This window comes from Bradyrhizobium sp. Rc3b, assembly GCF_900114915.1.
Lineage (GTDB): Bacteria > Pseudomonadota > Alphaproteobacteria > Rhizobiales > Xanthobacteraceae > Bradyrhizobium.
Genome location: NZ_FOUS01000004.1, coordinates 196393 through 211613, shown reverse-complemented (window position 1 = coordinate 211613; position 15221 = coordinate 196393). Strand labels below are relative to the sequence as shown.

The following is a 15221-nucleotide window of genomic DNA, read 5'->3' as shown; positions in this document are numbered from 1 at the left end:
GCGCTCGCGGCGAATCGGAAGGTGGCGGTGGGACCGGGAATTACCGCGCTGGCTGGAGAACGGGCGGCAGCGCCTCCACGGCGTCATGGCCGGGCTTGTCCCGGCCATCCACGAACGGCCAAGACGCAGGAAGAACGTGGATGCCCGGGACAAGCCCGGGCATGACGACCTTTAGTGCCGATGAAGGCTTGCCCACTCAGAGGGCCGTCAGCCCTCAGTTCGCCGCCATGAAGATGGACAGACCGAAGCCGGTGAGATGGTGCAGCGCCTGGTCGACGCCGATCAGGGTCCAGAACCAGGGATGTGCAAGGTCGACGCCGAAATTGGCCGAGACGAACCCCTTGGCGCGGTCGATGGTGATGTGGATCACGAAGTCGATGAAGGCGACGAACCAGAATTTCGGCGCGACGATCATTATCAACGGTAGCGCAACCGCAAGGTGAATCAGGCAATGCACCAGCAGCGGCAGGGCCCAGCCGTGCTTCTGGTCCTTGCCGTGCGCCATCCAGGCGGTCTGAAGAACGAAATCGGCGATGATGTGCTTGAAGGTGAGCAGCAGCATCCAGCCAATGAGCGCTTCGACCGGAACCGCCGATGACATGGGTGGAAACGACAAAGCCGACGCCCTCATTGAGGTGACAAGAAAAATTGGAGCGTTCAGCGCAACTTCTTCTTGGACCGGTCAAATCGCCGGGACCTTCGATTTATGACATCTCCCGCGGCGGAATGCAGCCGGGGGGAACCGGAAAATCGCCAAGTGTGGCTAACTGGTGATAGGATGACCTTTCGCCGCGGCCACGTCGAGTAAGGTTACCCTCGGATCGAAATTTGCTTTCCGGTCCCAGCGCGTTATCATTGCCCGTTCAGAATATCGTTCTTTTTTCAGATGTTTAGGAATTGCAGGGCGCCCGCCGCGATCACGTCCGCGAGCCGCCCGTGACCCGGGAATAAGGCCAGAGTGCTGCCATGAGTACTGAAGGCCCCACCACATCCCCGATCGAGCCGCCGCCGCGGCGCCCGAAGGTGATCAAGACCAATCAGCAGCAGGTCTTCCTCTACGTCGTGCTGACCCTGCTGCTGTCGCTCGCCACCGTCTGGGGCGGCCGTGCCATGCTGCACAATTCGGAGACGCTGACCTTTGCCGTCGGCGCTCCCAACAGCGACGAGGCGCTGTTCGCGGCCAAGCTTGCTGCCGTGCTTAAGACCAACGCCTCGCGCTTCCGGATCAAGATCGTCAACAACGCAGACAATGCCAAGGCGCTCGCCCAGTTCGACCGCAAGCAGGCCGATCTGGCCGTGCTGCGCACCGACGCCAAGGTGCCACTGCGGGCGCGCACGCTCGCGATCCTCGAGCACGATCTCGTGCTTCTGCTCGGTCCCGGCAACAAGAAGATCAAGTCGATCGCCGAGCTGAAGAAAAAGAAGGTCGCCGTTCTCGCCGAGAACGAATCCTCCCTCGCCTTCGTCCGCAGCATCCTCGATATCCCCGACGGTCCGGACGCGGCCAAGATCCAGATGGCGCCGCAGGGCACGACGCTCGACAAGCTGTTCGCGCCGTCAAACGGCTTTGGCGCGGTGATCGCCATCGTTCATGCCTCCAGGGCAGTGCGCGACAAAGCCTATGAGCAGGTCGCCAAGCGTGGCGGCTTCACGCTCAACACGATCGACGAGGCCAAGGCGCTGGCGCGCAAGCTCCCGGGCATTTCCAGCGAGACGCTGACGGCGGGCACGCTGTCGACGTCGCCGCAAATCCCCGATGACGATCTCGACACGATCGGGCTCGAATGGCTGCTGGTCGCGCAATCCAGGATGTCGCCATCCACGGCGGGCGAGCTGGCGCGCACCATCTACGAGAACAAATCCGCGCTCGGCCTCGACAACGGCTTTGCCAGCAGGATCGAGCCGGCCTCCGTCGAGAAGGACGCCTTTGTGATGGCGCACCAGGGGGCGGCCGATTACATCAATGACGACACCAAGTCGTTCATGGATAAGTACAGCGACTTGATGTATCTGGGCGCCGCCGCGCTCAGCGTCATCGGCTCGATCTTCGCGGCGATCTACGCCAAGATCACCCGGATCGCGCCGGAGAAGGCCAGCGAGCTCTCCACCGCCATCCTCGACATCGGCGAGCGGATCGAGCACGCCCACTCTCTGGATCAGCTCGAATGTCTCCAGGACGAACTGGAGGGCATTTTACGCGGGGCGGTCATCGGGCTCAGAGACGGCACGATCAGCACCGACGGCCTCGACACCTTCAAGCTCGGCTACGAATTCGTCCGCGACGAGATCGGCATGCGTCGCGACTATCTGAAACGCCATGCCGGCGAAACCGAGAAGACGGTGCAGGACGGCGGCCCTGCCCAGCACGACGACAGCAATGTCGTGGTGGTGAAGACCGCCCAGAGTGCCTGACGGCCGCCCGATTGGGCCGCCCATCAATCTCTTGTCCCGGACAAGCCGCAATGCCGAAGGCGTTTGCGGCGCCGAGCCGGGACCCAGGAACCGCAGTTTGCGCTGCTGGATGGGCCCAGGCTCTGCAGCGCATCACTCGGTGCTGCGCTGCGTCCGGGGCACAAGAGGGAGATCGTGACGGCCGGCCGTCTGGAACCCAGCCCACCTGCAACCGTTGGTTCGCGACTACAACCGGAGACCGCAGCATGCGTGCACTCCTCATCATCCTCCTTCTGGGAATGCTGGCGGCGGCCGGCTACTTCGCCTATTCCGCAATGGCGGTCGAAGGTGAGCCGATCCCGACGGAAGGCTATGTGGCGCTGGCACTGGGCGCAGGGTTTTCCGTCATTGTCGGCGTCGGGTTGATGGTGCTGCTGTTCTTCAGCAGCCGCCGTGGCTACGACGAGCCGCCGCATTTCAGGTAAGGCATTCCGCCAACGATGGCGGCACGGACCGGCCGCCCGGCGCAGCAGCGCCGATCACGCCGCCTGCCTGTCGTTGACGGCCCTCGCCCAGGCGGGCACTTTGGCGCCGGCGTCCCGCCGGGACCCGAAGACTTGTCTCAACACCGAGCCGCCTGCCCGCATGTCCAAGCCGCTGATTTCCGCTCTGGCCCAGTTCGCGGCCGCCACGGCCGGCCGCAACATGACCAAGGCGGCCTATGTGGCTGTGACCGTCGGCGTGCTCAGCATGGTGTTGCTGTCGGACAAGCGCGCCCAGGAGGCGCATGGCTGGATCAACACCCTGCTCTGGACCTGCCTCGCCTATTTCGTGTTCGAATGGCTGGTGCGGCTGCGCCACATGACGCAGCAGGGGCGGCTCTCGCTGTACATGTCCTCCTCCGCCGGGCTGGTCGACGCGATAGGGGCGCTGGCGGTGCCGGTCGCGCTTCTCCTCGGTGCCGAGCCGAAGACGGCCTGGCTGCTCAGCGTGCTCTGGGTGTTGAAGGTGGTCCCCGGCATCCCCGGTCTTCGGCAGCTTCGCCGCGTGCTGGTGCTGGAATCGGGCCCGCTGCTCAGCGTGCTCGTGATCTTCCTGATGGTGGTCTTCCTCGCCTCCGTCGCCGAATATTTCCTGGAGCGGGACGTGCAGCCGCAGACTTTTGGCAGCGTCCCCGCTGCGCTGTGGTGGGCCGTCGTCACACTCACGACCACCGGCTACGGCGACGTCGTGCCGGTTACGCCGCTCGGCCGCATCGTGGCGGCCGCGGTGATGATCTCCGGCCTCGGCGTGTTCGGCCTCTGGACCGGTATTTTGGCGACCGGATTTGCCGCCGAGACGCGGCGCGACAATTTCCTCAAGACCTGGGAATCCGTCAGCAAGGTACCGTTCTTCGCGGCGCTCGGCCCCGCCGCGATTGCCGACGTCACCCACATGCTGCGGACCATGGAGCTGCCGGCGCGCACCATGATCATCCGCAAGGGCGCGCAGGGCGACTGCCTGTATTTCATCGCCGCCGGCGAGGTCGAGGTCGAGCTGCCCGGCAAGAAGGTGCAGCTCGGCGAAGGCGCCTTCTTCGGCGAGATGGCGCTGCTCGGCAACAACATGCGCGGCGCCAACGTCTCGACCACGAAAGTGTCGCGGCTTCTGGTGCTCGACCTCGTCGACTTCCGCGTGTTGATGGCACGACATCCAGATCTCGCCGAGACCATTGACGCCGAGGCGAAACGACGCGCACTCGAAAACAGATAAAAGGAGACAAGATGTCGGACATCACCGACGCAGCCACCGGCCCCGTGCTCGAACGCGACGGCGCCCGCGCCACCATCCGCCTCAATCGGCCGAAGCATCTCAACCGGCTCCAGGCCGAGGACCTCGACGAGCTCGTCAGACTGTTCGATCTGGTCGAAGCCGATCCAGCCATCCGTGTGCTGGTGCTGACCGGCACCGGACGCGCCTTCTCAGCCGGGTATGACCTCAATTCGGTCGCCGAGCGCGCCGTCAGCGCCAACGAGCAGCAGAGCGCGGGCTCTGCATTTGAGGTGGTCGTCAACCGGCTGGAGGATCTGGGCGTGCCGACGATCTGCCGGCTCAACGGCGGCGTCTATGGCGGCTCGACCGACCTCGCGCTCGCCTGCGATTTCCGCATCGGCGTCGACACCGCCGAGATGTTCATGCCGGCGGCGCGGCTCGGGCTGCATTATTACAGGAACGGCATCAAACGCTACGTCACCCGGCTTGGCGTCGACAACGCGAAGAAGCTGTTCCTGACGGCGCAGAAGATCAGCGCGCCGGAGATGCTGCGCATCGGCTATCTCACTGCGATGGTACCGGTGGAATTCCTCGACGAGGAGGTCGACAAGCTCGCCGGAACCCTCGCCGGCAACGCGCCGCAGGCGATGCGCGGCATGAAGCGCGCGATCAACGAATTCGCCCGCGGCGAGCTCGATGACCGCGCCGCCGACCAGCGCCACCGCGACAGCATGCGCGGCGACGAGATCAAGGAAGGCATCAAGGCGTTCGCGGAGAAGCGAGCGCCGAGGTTTTGAAATTTCTCTCGCTGTCGTCCCGGGACGACACCGAGTGTGGGGCTGACCTACACTCCCGCCGCCTTCGCATGCAGCGCCGCCATCTCGTCGTCCGCCGCATTGATGCGCTGGAACGCAGGCCGCGCGGTCATGCGCTCGGCATAGCGAACGAAGACGTCCTTCTTCGGCACGATGCCGAACATCATGGTCCAGCTGAACGCCACGCCCCACAACACGTCGGCAGCCGTCATCCGCTCGCCGAGCAGATAAGGTCCCTTCGACAGTTGCGCTTCGAGCGCACCTAACATGGTGTCGTAGTCGGCATAGGGCGACTGCGTGATCGGCGCCGGCTCGCGCTGCATGAACTTGTCAATCAGCGCCGGCTCGAAGGATGAGCCGTAATAGGCGATCCAGCGCAGATAAGGACCGCGCAGCGGATCGTTCAGCGCGGGCGTCAAACCGGCCTGCGGGAAGAGATCGGCGAGATAGATGGTGACCGCGACCTGCTCGGTCACCAGGGCATCGCCGTGGCGGATCGCCGGGACCTTGCCGAGCGGGTTGATGGCGAGGTAGGCGGGTTGACGCTGCTCGCCGGCCTTCATGTTGAGGACGTGCAGATCGTAGGGGGCACCCAGCTCCTCCAGCAGCACCCGCGTGCCGGTGGCACGGCTTTGCGGCGAGTAATACAGCGTGATGCGGTTCGGATCGGTCATGGCAGGTCTCCATCGGGCCAGCGGGCGGTGGCGCAGCTTGTAGCGGGCCATACCTGACATCCTGTGTCAGGTATGGTTTAAGCAATCATGCGCGCGAGCCGAATGTTGTCGATCCTCACCACCCTCCAGGCCAGGGGGCAAGTCACCGCGCCCGAGCTCGCGGAGGCCTGCGAGGTCTCGGTCCGCACGATCTATCGCGACATCGACGCGCTCGCGGCATCAGGCGTTCCGGTTTACGCCGACCGTGGCGCGGAGGGCGGCTATCGGCTGCTCGACGGCTATCGCGTGCGGCTGAACGGCCTGTCGCAGAGCGAGGCCGAGACGCTGTTCCTGGCGGGCTTACCGGGCCCGGCGGCGGCGCTCGGGCTGGATGCGGCAATGATCGCCGCGCAGAACAAGCTGATGGCGGCGCTGCCCGTCCATCTGCGCCGGGACGCCAGCCGGATGCAGGAACGCTTTCATCTGGACGCGCCGGGCTGGTTCGGCGAGGCCGAAGAGCCGAAGCATCTGCGCACGATTGCCGGCGCCGTGCTGCGCGGGACACTGATCAAGATCCGCTACCAGAGCTGGCGCGCGGAAAAGCGGCGTCGCCTCGCGCCGCTAGGTCTCGTGCTGAAGGGCGGGAGCTGGTATTTCGCCGGCCAGGTCGACGCCAGCGTGCGCACCTATCGCGTCGCGCGCGTGCTCGACTGCACGGCGCTCGACGACGGCTTCGATCGTCCCGCCGATTTCGATCTTGCCGCCTATTGGCAGGCCGCGACGCTGCGTCTCGAGGCGGAGATGCATCCCAATGTCGCGATCGTCCGGTTGTCGCCGTTCGGCGTCAAGCTGCTCGATGCGCTGAGCCAGCCCTACATCAAGGCGCGTACGGAGATTGAAGAGGCCAGCGATGCAGACGGCTGGCGCATTGCGCGCGTGCCTGTCGGCAAGACGTCCTGGCACGCCGCGGCCGAATTGTTGCGGCTCGGCCCCGAGGCCGAGGTGCTGGAGCCCGCCGACCTCCGCGACAAGATGGCGGAGTTGACGCAGGGGATGGCCGCGCGCTATCGCGCGGCGCGGAAAACACAAGGCCGGCGTATTTCGCCGCAGCCCACGAAACACTCCTGAAACACGATTCTCCTCCTCACGGGTGAACGCATTCGCGTCTCGGCCCGACCGAGATGCAGGGACACAACAACGGCCTTAGCGCCACACTGGAGAATGAAGATGTTTCGTAAGCTTGCTCTCGGTCTGATCGCCGCCGGTTCGCTCGGCGTTGCCGCTCTCGCGCCCACCGCCGCCTCGGCTGGCGGTTTCCACCATCACCATTGGGGTCATGGCTGGGGTCCGGGCTGGGGCTTCGGCGGCGTCTACGTCAACACCGGCGTCAGCAACTGCTACCAGGAGCGCCTCGTTCAGACCCGCCACGGCATGCGCGTCCGCGTCGTGAATGTCTGTGCCTACGGGATCTACTGATATCCCGCCTTCCAAACAAAGCTCCGGTCGCGCTGCGGCCGGAGTTTTGCGTTTGGTTAACGGCTCCTCAGATTCCGGCGAAACCAGGCCCAGGTCTCGCGCGTCGTTCTGATGTAGCCGCGGCCGCGATGAACGATCTCACCGTCGACGATCTCATTCAGCTTCGGCAGCGCGTGAAACGGGATCGAGGGATAGGCGTGGTGCTCGACATGGTAGGGCATGTTCCACGCGAACCATTTGACCACCGTGGCGGTATAGGTGGTGCGGGTGTTCTGAAAAGCGCTGCGGGTCCGCTCGCAGCCGGTATGCTCGGCATAGAGATAGGGCCGCAGGAAGAACTGCCCGATGACGAGCGGGACGAGCCAGACCCAGAGCAGCAGCGCTGACGAGAACCACAGCGAGAGCGCGAGCAGCAGGACATAGACCGCGACATAGGCACGCGCCTCTCTCACGATGACGGCGCGTTTGTTTTCGGGGATCCAGGGCACGGTGACCTTTCCGGTGACCGCATGGCAAAGCATCAGCCGGAGACGACCGGCGACCTGGAGCAGGCCGCTATAGGCGAGCGCGAGCTGCGTGTCGGATGTCGGTTTCACGCCGACGATCAGCTCGGGATCCTTGTCCGGATCCTGGGTGTAGCGGTGATGGTCCCAGTGAAACAGGCAGTAATATTCGTAAGGCAATCCGATGAGGAAGGCCGAGAGATAACCGACGACGAGGTTGAGGCTGCGGCTTTTGAACGCGGTCCTGTGCGCGGTCTCGTGCACCGCCATGAACAGGAAGGCGACAACGTAGCCCTGCACCGCCATCAGCGGCAGCGCCCAGAGCACGCGCCACGTCGACGAGATCTTCCACCAGCACGATCACGCCATAATGGCCAAGGCTCTGCGCCGCGCCTCTGAGATTGGAGCGGACCGACAATTCGCGCAGCATGGCCGGCGTCAGCGGCTTCAGGCGATGGCTTGACTCTGAAACGGTCGCGTCGGTCATGATCAAAATGCCTGCCTTACTTGCCGAGAAGCGCCGCGACCTCGGCCTTGAGAAAAGCCTGGTCGCGCGGATTGCCAACGGGATTGCCGGCGCGATGGCCATGCAGCGACGGGATCGGATGCAGCACGGCCGATTTCGCGTTGACCAGCCGGCCGAGCTCGTCCTCGTTGTCGCGGACGTCGAAATAGCGGTCGGTCGCGCCCGGCATCAGCAGCATGTGCGCCTTGATCGCCGCCAGAGCGCGATTGAGATCGCCGCCGAATGCCTCACAGCGGCTGATGTCGCCCCGCTGCCAGATGCCGACCTGCGCCAAGAGATCATTGGCGTCGCGCCGGGCGAACGTCGCGTCCCAGACGCGGACAAGATAATCTTCCAGCGAGGTGAAGCCGGCCTCGCGCCAGAGCTCGTCGCGATAGAAGCCGTGCGACATCGCCCAGCCGGCATAGACCCGCCCCATGGCGCGATAGCCGGCGACGGGTTTCTCGGCGAAGCGGCCGTCACGGAAGGCAGGATCTGCGGTGAGCGCGGCCTTCACGCTTTCCAGGAAAACGTAATTATAGGGCGCGCAGCGGGCACTGCCGCAGACGACGGCTGCACGCTCGACCATATCAGGCTGCAGCGCCGCCCAGTGATAGGCCTGCATGCCGCCCATCGACCACCCATAGACGAGGGCCAGCTTTGAAACGCCGAAGCGCTCGGCGAGCAGCCGATGCTGGACCGCAATCGCATCGTGATAGGTCACCGCGGGGAACGGCGCTGCGCTATTCGACGGCGAGGACGACAGGCCGTTGCCCAGGAGGTTCGGGATGATGATGAAGTAGCGCGTGGGATCGAGCACGCCGTCGGGCCCGATCAGCCACTCGGTGTCAAAATGCTGCGCGCTGAACGAGGTCGGATAGAGGATGACGTTGTCCTTTGCAGCGCTCAGCGTGCCATAGGTCTCGTAGGCAAGCTTCAGCGAAGGAAAAACGGTCCCGGACTGGAGGACAACGTCGCCAGCCTCGAAGATCTCGTAGTACGCCGTCATGAGCCGAACTCCGCTTACGCGGCTGCACAGCGCCGCGGCTTCCACGATGCATCGATCATGCCCGGCCTGCAGCTGCGTCATTGCAGCAGATTTATAACTGTACGTATAGTACAGTTATTCGAGACCGGCAAGATAAATCAGATCCGCTCGCCGGCTCAGCCGATGGCCGCGATGTAGCGCTCCACGGACGCCGCGAAGGCGGCCTTGGCGCCGCTAGCGATGTTGCGGCCCCACCAGGCGCCATAGATGCGATCGAAGGCGAGCGGCTCGACGGCGGCCGCGATCCGCCGCACCGCGGCGGCGTTGAGCGGCATGTAGTTGGGGTAGGAATACATGAAGCTGACGAAGCGGCGGTCCATCGTCACCTGGGCGATGTCGCCGGTGAGCAGCGCGCCCCTGCCATCGGCACCGCGTTGCCAATGCAGCATGGTGGCGCCGGCGAAATGACCGCCGGTGTGTAGCAGCAGCACGTCGTCTGAGACACGGTGGCTCTCGCCGGTCCAGTGCACGATCGAGGGATGCGGCCGCGTGACGAAAGCGCGATCGTCGGCATGCAGATAGACCGGCACGCCGCCAAAGGTATCGCTCCAGTCGGCGACCGCGCCGTAGTAATGCGGATGCGAGATCGCGATCGCCTTCAGCCCGCCGAGCGCTGCGACGTATTCGATGGCCTCATCGGTTGCGAGCGGAATGCAATCCCACATCACGCAGCCGTCGCCCTGAGGCACCAGCAGCGCGCGCTGTCCGATGGCGAAGCTCGGCTCCAGGGCGATCCCGGTGAGGCCAAGATCGTCGCGTCCCACCAGTCGGTGCCCCCGCGCGAGCTCCTCGCGCGTGAGAAAGGTCTGCCCTTTCCAGTTCACGAACTGCCGCTCGTCCTCGCAGATCACGCAGGAGGCGGGCGGATTTCCGCCGTTCGGGAATTGCGCACCGCAGGTTTCGCAGGTCCAGAGAGGCATGACCAGAGCTCCGTGGGAAGATCGCAGGATGACATTGCGACCGCGCTTTCGGCAAGATCGATGAGCGCAAGGACAGACTGGAACCAACGCGGCGAGCGCCCGTTACGTTCAGGTCCACGCCGGAAGGATTGGTCAAGAGGATCGCGACACACGAAGAGCATGTTTGGGTATCGATGACATCGCGGCCTCCCTCCTCGTCCCGTATCTGGCCTCTGTTCGCGCTCAACTTCTTCATGGCCGACATGCAGTCGGGCATTGGGCCGTTCGTCGGGGTCTTCCTCCAGGAGCGCGGCTGGGCGACCGGGTTGATCGGCACCGCGATGACGATCGGCAATGTCGCGGGCATGCTGGTCACGACTCCGATCGGCGGCTTCATCGATTCCAGCCGCAACAAACGGCTATGGGTCGTCATTCCCGGCATCTGCGTCGTTCTTGCCTCCGCGATCATCCTGATCTCGCAGAACTTCTGGGCGGTGACGTTCTCGCAAGTGGCACAATCGCTGGCGAGCGCCGCCATCGTACCGGCGGTAACGGGCATCACGCTCGGCATCGCCAAGCAGAAGGGATTCAACGCGCTGAACGGCCGCAACCAGGCGTTCAACCACGCCGGCAACATGGTCGGCGCGGCATTGTCTGGCTATCTCGGCTACAGGTTCGGCTATGTCGCCGTGTTCGTGCTGGCGGCCGTGTTCGGCGCCATCGCGATCGCCTGTGTGATGATGATCCCCGCCAAGGCGATCGACGACCGTGCCGCACGCGGCAGCAAGGAAGACGACTCCAAGGCTCCGCCGGATGCGATGACGATGCTGCTCAAGCACAAGGCTCTGCTCGTGCTGGCACTCGCGCTCGCGGTCTTCCACCTCGGCAATGCCGCCATTGTACCGCTCTACGGGCTGGCGGCCGTGGCCGAGGGACAGGCCAACGGCCCGAGCTTCGTCGCGACCACCGTGGTGATCGCGCAAGGCGTCATGATCGTGACCTCGCTGATCGCGATGAAGGCCGCGAGCAAGCGCAACTACTGGCCGGTGATCCTGGTGTCCTTCATGTTCCTGCCCATCCGCGGCGTGCTGGCCTTCTTCGTGACGGGATGGTGGGGCGTCATACCGATGCAGGTGCTCGACGGTATCGGCACCGGCCTGCAGACGGTCGCCGTTCCCGGCATGGTCGCGCGCGCGCTGAACGGCAGCGGCCGCATCAATCTCGGCCAGGGTGCCGTGATTACGGTGCAGGGCATCGGCGCCAGCCTCAGTCCCGCGCTCGGCGGCTGGATCGCGCAATGGATTGGCTACGGGCCAACCTTCCTGCTGCTCGGCGGCTTCGGCCTCGCATCGATGGCGCTGTGGTTCGCGTTCGGGTCGACGGTAAAGAAGTATTGAGCTTCATCGCCGTGGCCGACCTCACGGCGTAAATTGCCGGTTCAGGCCGACCCTGAAGGTGTGAAGCTCGATGTCGCCGGCGGGCATGCTGCTCGCAGGGATAGACAAGGAGAGCTGGCGGCCAAGGTTGAGATACAGATACTCCGCCTTGAACGACCAGTGCGGCGCGAACGCCCATTCGCCGCCGCCGCCGACCGCATAGCCGATATTGTAGCCGCTTGCGGAGGCATGACCGTCCAGTGCGCCGGGAAAACCGGGAATCGGGAAATTATTGGTCAATCTGACATGAGAACTGTCGAGGCTTGCCTTGACGTGGGCCCAGGCGAGACCGCCCGTGGCATAGAGCAGCCAGTTGTTGCTGGCATAGCCGATACGTCCGCGCAGCGTACCGAGATAATCGATGTCCTGGGTCACCCTCACGGTGCCGGTGTAATTGTCGAAATCGCCGACCAGGAAAACGGGACGAAACGCATATGAGCCCGATGCCCGCTCGCCGAACCCGGCAGCGCTCACATCGGCTTCGACGCCGGCGACCAGATGCCCGCTCTGCCAGTTGTAGCCTGCCTGCAGTCCGCCCAGCCAGCCGGACTGATCGACCCCCAGCGTGAACGACGCCGATGCCGTCGACGTGAGATTGTTCACGCCGGGAAACAGCGCCGGCAGCGCACCGGGATCGACCCTCGCGGCGTTGCCATCGCCGGTGCCATAGCCGGCGTGAACACCCGCATAGAACCCCGTCCAGGTGAAGCCGACCGGCGGAGGCGCAGGCGGAGCCTTGAGCGCGATGTCGGCAGCCGTTGCATCAATGGCACAAGCCGCGCCAAGGCCAAGCACCAGCAGAGCCGGCAGCAGATCGCGCACACGAGGTGTCATCCGGTCATTCCCTTCCAATCGGTCGATCACTCGCTGGCCACGATAGGCGGGAAGCGATCCGCGTTCGTGGCAGGGCGCGAACCACCGAATGGACTGAGCTGAAACGCAGCGACAGCGGCTGCGCCTGTTGCGATCCGGGCACACCGGACTGCGGCACCTGGTCGCGGTCGCAGCGCGTCATCGCAAGTGGCTTATCACGCAATTTCCCGCTTTTGCCGTTGCGGATACAACCTGCCGTAATCGCCAACAGACCTGCCCTTCCCGATCGATGATCCAGCCTCAACTCTCCTTTGATGGCGACCCGAATGGCCCGGCCTATGAAAGATGGCGCGAGCAGTTTTGCCGTCAGGTGGCCAACGTCGATTTCGTGCCGGTCGGGGAAGGGCGAGTCCACCGGACCATTGCGCCGGCCATTCTTCCCCGCATCAGGCTCTCGGCCTCGTTCGGCTCGCCGATATCTTTCGTGTCGTTGGGGACGAACGACGAATTGGTGATTACGACGTCGCCCAATTCGGCATTGAGCGGGACCATGGGAAAACGCCCGCTGGAGATCGCGGCGGGGGACGTCACAATTGGCGATCCCTCGATCAAAGGCGCCTACATCACTCAGACCGGGAATGGCAATTTTCGGACCGCGCTGCTGCCGCGCAAGGCGCTGCTACGCGTTTGCCCGAATGCCGAGGACCTGATTGCGCGGTCGATCCCCGGCGCCAATCCGATCACGTCGATGTACCTGCGATATTACGATCTCGCGCATGCCTATGCCGACAAACTCGCCCCGGCGGAACTTGACGCGGTCTCGCAGCACCTGTTCGACCTTTCGGTGCTGATGATCGGAGCGCGCGGCGATGTCGCCGAGCAGGCTCGAATGCGCGGCCTGGCGGCAGCGCGTCTCGAAACCCTCAAGTCCGACATCCTGGCGCAGCTTGACAGCCCCGCGCTGTCGCTCACCGTCCTTTCAGCCGCGCACCGGGTCAGCCCGCGCACGATCCAGCTGCTGTTCGAGCAGGCCGGCATCACCTATAGCGGCTTCGTGCTGGAGCAGCGCCTGCTGCGTGCCGAACGTCTCCTTCGAAATCCGAGCCTGCGCACACGCAAGATCATCGAGATCGCGCATCTCGCCGGTTTCCACGACGTCTCCTACTTCCATCGCGCGTTTCGCCGCCGGTTCGGGCAGACGCCGGACGACGTCAGGAAGCTGGCCGGCGGCGCCGGCTAGCGAACTCGATCACGACGCAGCCAGTAGCCGCCCGGCCTTACGCGCCAAAATTCTTCTGGATCGCCTTGTCGAGCGTCTCGCCGCCGACGAAGCGCTGGCGCAGCTCGCGCTTGAGCAGCTTGCCGCTCGGATTCTTCGGCAAGGCATCCACGAAGATGACGCGCTTGGGCACCTTGAAATGCGCCATCTGGCCGGCGCAGTGCTTGATGACGGCGTCCTCGTCCAGCTTTTCGCCGCTCTTGACCACGACGATGGCGGTGACCGCCTCGATCCAGCGCGGATCGGGCAGGCCGACCACGGCGACCTCGGAAACCGCCGGGATACGATACACCATCTCCTCGACCTCGCGGCTGGCGACATTCTCGCCGCCGGTCTTGATCATATCCTTGACCCGGTCGACCACGGTGATGTGGCCCTCTTCGTCGACGGTGGCGAGATCGCCGGAGTGAAACCAGCCGCCGGCAAACGCTGCCGCAGTCTTCACGGGATCGTTGTAATAGCCGGACAACAGATGCGGCGAACGATGCACGATCTCGCCGACCTCGCCGACCTCAACGTCTTCCATTGACGTGTTGACGACGCGCGTCTCGACATTGAGCACCGGCTTGCCTGCCGAGCCTGCCTTGCGCAGCTGATCCTCCGGCCGCAGCACGGTCGCCAGCGGCGCGATCTCGGTCTGGCCGTAGAAATTCCAGAATTTTACGGCGGGCAGGCGGCGCTGAAGCTCGAGCAAAACTTCCACAGGCATGATCGAGGCGCCGTAATAGCCTTTTTGCAGGGACGACAGGTCGGACTTGTCGAAATTCGGCGAGCGCAGCATCGCGATCCAGATCGTCGGCGGCGCGAAGAACGACGTGATCTTGTGCGCCTGGATCAGCGCCAGGATGTTGTCGGCGGTCGGCTTGCCCGTGATGACGCCGGAGGCACCGAGATAGACTTGTGGCCCGAGGAACACGTCCAACTGGGCGCAGTGATAGAGCGGCAGCGCGTGCAGGAACTTGTCGTCCACGCTCATGCCGCCATCGATGATGCAGCTGACATACTGCCACATCACGGCTTCATGGGTCAGCATCGCGCCCTTGGGCAGCGATTCGGTGCCTGAGGTGTAGACGATCTGCGCGAGATCGCGGCTATCGACCGAGGCTTCCAGGAATGAGCCGTCGGCATCTAGCAGATCGTTGAAGGTGGTGAGGCCCGCCGGCGCCGACGCGGGATCCTCGGCCGGCAGCCAGATCATTTTTTCGACCGCACAGTCTTTCGCGCTGGCGGCCTTCGCCGGCTCGACGAAATCGGGACCGGTCGCGAGCAATTTGGCCCCGGAGCTCTTCAGGATGAAATTGATCTCGTCCGGATTGAGCATGAAGTTGATCGGCACCAGAACCGCGCCAATCCGCGCCACCGCGAAGCGCAGCGCGGCGAACGCGTGCGAATTGCGCGACAGCACCGCGAGGCGGTCGCCCTTCTTCACGCCGAGCCCGAGCAGACCACGGCCGAGCCGGTTGCAGATCGCGTCCATCTCGGCAAAGGTCCAGCTCACATCCCCGCAGCTCACCGCGAGCTTGTTCGGATCGCGACCTGCCGAGCGGCGCAGGAGATCGCCGATGGAATGTTCGCGTGCCTTCGCGATGGTGGCTGCGGTCTCGCTCATGTGTCCCTCCGGGTGATGTCTTTGTTTGTTGGATTTCTTGTT

Annotated in this window: 15 protein-coding genes and 1 pseudogene; 8 read left to right on the top strand and 8 right to left on the bottom strand. The window is 64.4% G+C overall.

Annotation, left to right across the window (positions count from 1 at the left end):
• Positions 1-214 precede the first annotated feature (214 nt).
• Complete coding sequence (locus tag BM190_RS10985) at positions 215-562, bottom strand: DUF3307 domain-containing protein (RefSeq protein ID WP_049815038.1); 348 nt, start codon at positions 560-562, stop codon at positions 215-217.
• A gap of 404 nt (positions 563-966) precedes the next feature.
• On the opposite strand from BM190_RS10985, the gene BM190_RS10980 reads away from it, so the two are divergent.
• The 4 genes from BM190_RS10980 to BM190_RS10965 all read left to right on the top strand — a co-directional run bounded on the left by BM190_RS10980 (position 967) and on the right by BM190_RS10965 (position 4940).
• Positions 967-2412, top strand: coding sequence for a TAXI family TRAP transporter solute-binding subunit (locus tag BM190_RS10980; protein WP_092254289.1), 1446 nt, complete (start codon positions 967-969; stop codon positions 2410-2412).
• Between the two features lie 245 nt (positions 2413-2657).
• Positions 2658-2876, top strand: coding sequence for a hypothetical protein (locus tag BM190_RS10975; RefSeq protein WP_018321417.1), 219 nt, complete (start codon positions 2658-2660; stop codon positions 2874-2876).
• 160 nt (positions 2877-3036) lie between these two features.
• A complete protein-coding gene (locus tag BM190_RS10970; RefSeq protein ID WP_092254287.1) occupies positions 3037-4143 on the top strand; it encodes a cyclic nucleotide-gated ion channel in 1107 nt (368 codons plus the stop codon).
• Between the two features lie 11 nt (positions 4144-4154).
• Complete coding sequence (locus BM190_RS10965; protein ID WP_092254285.1) at positions 4155-4940, top strand: enoyl-CoA hydratase/isomerase family protein; 786 nt, start codon at positions 4155-4157, stop codon at positions 4938-4940.
• 47 nt (positions 4941-4987) lie between these two features.
• Here the strand turns inward: BM190_RS10965 and BM190_RS10960 are convergent, their stop codons facing one another.
• On the bottom strand, positions 4988-5632 hold the full coding sequence (locus BM190_RS10960; protein ID WP_092254894.1) for a glutathione S-transferase family protein: 645 nt from the start codon (positions 5630-5632) through the stop codon (positions 4988-4990).
• An 87-nt stretch (positions 5633-5719) separates the two neighbouring features.
• Between BM190_RS10960 and BM190_RS10955 the strand changes: the two genes are divergently transcribed.
• Together BM190_RS10955 and BM190_RS10950 are read left to right on the top strand one after the other, a co-directional pair.
• Positions 5720-6739, top strand: coding sequence for a helix-turn-helix transcriptional regulator (locus tag BM190_RS10955; RefSeq protein ID WP_092254283.1), 1020 nt, complete (start codon positions 5720-5722; stop codon positions 6737-6739).
• A 99-nt stretch (positions 6740-6838) separates the two neighbouring features.
• Entirely contained in the window at positions 6839-7087 is a 249-nt protein-coding gene (locus tag BM190_RS10950; protein WP_091956035.1) for a hypothetical protein, read from the top strand.
• Positions 7088-7143: 56 nt separating this feature from the next.
• On the opposite strand, the pseudogene BM190_RS10945 reads toward BM190_RS10950, so the two are convergent.
• The 3 genes and pseudogenes from BM190_RS10945 to BM190_RS10935 form a co-directional block, all read right to left on the bottom strand.
• Positions 7144-8077, bottom strand: a pseudogene (locus tag BM190_RS10945) (fatty acid desaturase).
• 16 nt (positions 8078-8093) lie between these two features.
• On the bottom strand, positions 8094-9104 hold the full coding sequence (locus BM190_RS10940; protein ID WP_092254891.1) for an alpha/beta fold hydrolase: 1011 nt from the start codon (positions 9102-9104) through the stop codon (positions 8094-8096).
• A gap of 155 nt (positions 9105-9259) precedes the next feature.
• Positions 9260-10063 (bottom strand): MBL fold metallo-hydrolase, encoded by an 804-nt coding sequence (locus BM190_RS10935; protein WP_092254281.1) that lies wholly within the window; start codon positions 10061-10063, stop codon positions 9260-9262.
• A 173-nt stretch (positions 10064-10236) separates the two neighbouring features.
• On the opposite strand from BM190_RS10935, the gene BM190_RS10930 reads away from it, so the two are divergent.
• Complete coding sequence (locus BM190_RS10930; protein ID WP_092254279.1) at positions 10237-11439, top strand: MFS transporter; 1203 nt, start codon at positions 10237-10239, stop codon at positions 11437-11439.
• 21 nt (positions 11440-11460) lie between these two features.
• Here BM190_RS10930 and BM190_RS10925 read toward each other — a convergent pair whose 3' ends face one another.
• On the bottom strand, positions 11461-12312 hold the full coding sequence (locus BM190_RS10925) for an outer membrane protein (protein WP_092254277.1): 852 nt from the start codon (positions 12310-12312) through the stop codon (positions 11461-11463).
• Between the two features lie 345 nt (positions 12313-12657).
• The gene (locus BM190_RS41080) at positions 12658-12843 is read right to left on the bottom strand and encodes a hypothetical protein (RefSeq protein WP_244550636.1); all 186 of its coding nucleotides are present in this window, start codon (positions 12841-12843) and stop codon (positions 12658-12660) included.
• Here BM190_RS41080 and BM190_RS10920 point away from each other — a divergent pair.
• Positions 12842-13531, top strand: a complete 690-nt coding sequence (locus tag BM190_RS10920; protein WP_244550635.1) for an AraC family transcriptional regulator — start codon at positions 12842-12844, stop codon at positions 13529-13531. The two genes, BM190_RS41080 and BM190_RS10920, sit on opposite strands and share 2 nt — an antisense overlap.
• A gap of 37 nt (positions 13532-13568) precedes the next feature.
• Here BM190_RS10920 and BM190_RS10915 read toward each other — a convergent pair whose 3' ends face one another.
• Positions 13569-15179, bottom strand: a complete 1611-nt coding sequence (locus BM190_RS10915) for an acyl-CoA synthetase (RefSeq protein ID WP_092254273.1) — start codon at positions 15177-15179, stop codon at positions 13569-13571.
• Between the last annotated feature and the right edge of the window lie 42 nt (positions 15180-15221).

Excerpts from the sequence above, each read along its gene's own strand:
- BM190_RS10920 (WP_244550635.1), top strand. The coding sequence starts at position 12,842 with ATGGGAAAACGCCCGCTGGAGATCGCGGCGGGGGACGTCACAATTGGC.
- BM190_RS41080 (WP_244550636.1), bottom strand. The coding sequence starts at position 12,843 with ATGGTCCCGCTCAATGCCGAATTGGGCGACGTCGTAATCACCAATTCG.
- BM190_RS10935 (WP_092254281.1), bottom strand. The coding sequence starts at position 10,063 with ATGCCTCTCTGGACCTGCGAAACCTGCGGTGCGCAATTCCCGAACGGC.
- BM190_RS10955 (WP_092254283.1), top strand. The coding sequence starts at position 5,720 with ATGCGCGCGAGCCGAATGTTGTCGATCCTCACCACCCTCCAGGCCAGG.
- BM190_RS10965 (WP_092254285.1), top strand. The coding sequence starts at position 4,155 with ATGTCGGACATCACCGACGCAGCCACCGGCCCCGTGCTCGAACGCGAC.
- BM190_RS10940 (WP_092254891.1), bottom strand. The coding sequence starts at position 9,104 with ATGACGGCGTACTACGAGATCTTCGAGGCTGGCGACGTTGTCCTCCAG.
- BM190_RS10925 (WP_092254277.1), bottom strand. The coding sequence starts at position 12,312 with ATGACACCTCGTGTGCGCGATCTGCTGCCGGCTCTGCTGGTGCTTGGC.
- BM190_RS10930 (WP_092254279.1), top strand. The coding sequence starts at position 10,237 with ATGACATCGCGGCCTCCCTCCTCGTCCCGTATCTGGCCTCTGTTCGCG.
- BM190_RS10970 (WP_092254287.1), top strand. The coding sequence starts at position 3,037 with ATGTCCAAGCCGCTGATTTCCGCTCTGGCCCAGTTCGCGGCCGCCACG.
- BM190_RS10950 (WP_091956035.1), top strand. The coding sequence starts at position 6,839 with ATGTTTCGTAAGCTTGCTCTCGGTCTGATCGCCGCCGGTTCGCTCGGC.
- BM190_RS10960 (WP_092254894.1), bottom strand. The coding sequence starts at position 5,632 with ATGACCGATCCGAACCGCATCACGCTGTATTACTCGCCGCAAAGCCGT.
- BM190_RS10985 (WP_049815038.1), bottom strand. The coding sequence starts at position 562 with ATGCTGCTGCTCACCTTCAAGCACATCATCGCCGATTTCGTTCTTCAG.
- BM190_RS10975 (WP_018321417.1), top strand. The coding sequence starts at position 2,658 with ATGCGTGCACTCCTCATCATCCTCCTTCTGGGAATGCTGGCGGCGGCC.
- BM190_RS10915 (WP_092254273.1), bottom strand. The coding sequence starts at position 15,179 with ATGAGCGAGACCGCAGCCACCATCGCGAAGGCACGCGAACATTCCATC.
- BM190_RS10980 (WP_092254289.1), top strand. The coding sequence starts at position 967 with ATGAGTACTGAAGGCCCCACCACATCCCCGATCGAGCCGCCGCCGCGG.